1 protein-coding gene and 1 pseudogene are annotated in these 1,402 nt (G+C 47.8%); both read left to right on the forward strand.

Annotated features, from left to right (window positions below; all coding sequences use genetic code 11):
- A partial coding sequence (locus tag R7Q47_RS24505; protein WP_318089838.1) for a DUF3450 domain-containing protein occupies nucleotides 1–574 on the forward strand: 574 nt, incomplete at its 5' end.
- A pseudogene (locus tag R7Q47_RS24510) lies at nucleotides 575–1,402 on the forward strand (flagellar motor protein MotA); the annotation flags it as partial.

A 1,402-nucleotide genomic window follows, 5' to 3' on the forward strand; every position in this document is an offset into this window, starting at 1 on the left:
AGTCAGCAACTTGAAGATTTATCGTGATCATCTTTCAAGTTTGGTCGAAAGCCAACATCAAGAAGTGAACAGTTTGAACGAGCAAATTGAGCAGATTGCTCAAACTCGTCAGGGTGTCGTGCCATTGATGTATCACATGCTTGAAGGACTCAAGCGCATAGTGGCCAGCGACAAACCTATTCGTAAAGCTCAGCGTGAAGAACGCATTGCGAAGCTTGATGATCTGATGACGCGAGCCGATGTTGCCGACGCAGAGAAATTCCGTCGAATCCTAGAAGCCTACCAAATTGAAATGGACTACGGCACCAAGCTTGGTATCTACCAAGGCAAAATTAACCTAGATGCTAACGAAAAAGTGGAAGCTGATGTCCTTTACTTGGGCCGTGTATCTTTGGTTGCGCGTAGCCTGTCTGGTGACAAATTCTGGAGTTGGTCGCAACAGCAACAAGCCTGGCAGCCTGTTGGTTCGGAACAAAAGACCGAGCTAGATAAGGCGTTTGCTATGGCAAACAAACAAATTGCACCGAGTATGTTAACTCTGCCAGTGTCACTAACGGTTGCGGAGGGCAAGTAAATGATCAAGAAATGGCTATCGGTTGCTCTTATCTCAACCGCGGCGATGATGCCTCACACGACGTTCGCGAGTGATACGTTGTTGCAAAAAGCGCAGCAAGAAAATCGTCAGCAGCAAACGCACAATGCGTCACGTGAATCGGGTTTCAAGAAAACCGAACAAGAGCTGCAAGCAATTAAAAACAAGCTTGTTGCTGAGCGTGCAGCCCTTCAAGCCGAAGCTGATACATTAAGCGTCACGTTTAGTGAAAATGAAGCGGAACTGGCTCAGTTAGAAGAGCAATTGCGTTTAGAAACGGGCAGCCTAGGCGAACTATTTGGTGTTGTTCGTCAAAACGCGAAAGAGCTTGAGTCAGAACTGAAACACGCAGTGACCGGCGTAGATGCCAACTCATATCAAAAAGACATTGAAGCTATTGTCGCGGCGAAGTCTCTACCGACGTTGAAGCAATTGCAAGCGATGTGGCGCAGTATGGAAGAGCAAGTTACCGCAAGTGGCGAACTGGCGAAGGTCTCTTTCACTTTGCTCGATGGAGAAGGTAAAGAACAGACAGTCAACGGTGTTCGTCTTGGCGCAATGGCACTACTTGATGACAATGGCTATGTGAAATGGAACGGCCAGCGTGGTGACGCAGTGAACTATTTGCGTCAGCCAGAAAATGGTCCGACAGCGAGCGCATTCACCAACGGCGAATTGGATTCGTTAGTTATTGATCCATCGCGTGGCATTCTTTTAGAACAGCTAGCGAACTCGCCAACGCTGAAAGATCGTCTAAATGCGGGTGGCGTAGTTGGCCAGATCATCCTTGTTCTATTAGCGATTGGTTTG

The organism is Vibrio sp. Vb0349 (genome assembly GCF_033338975.1).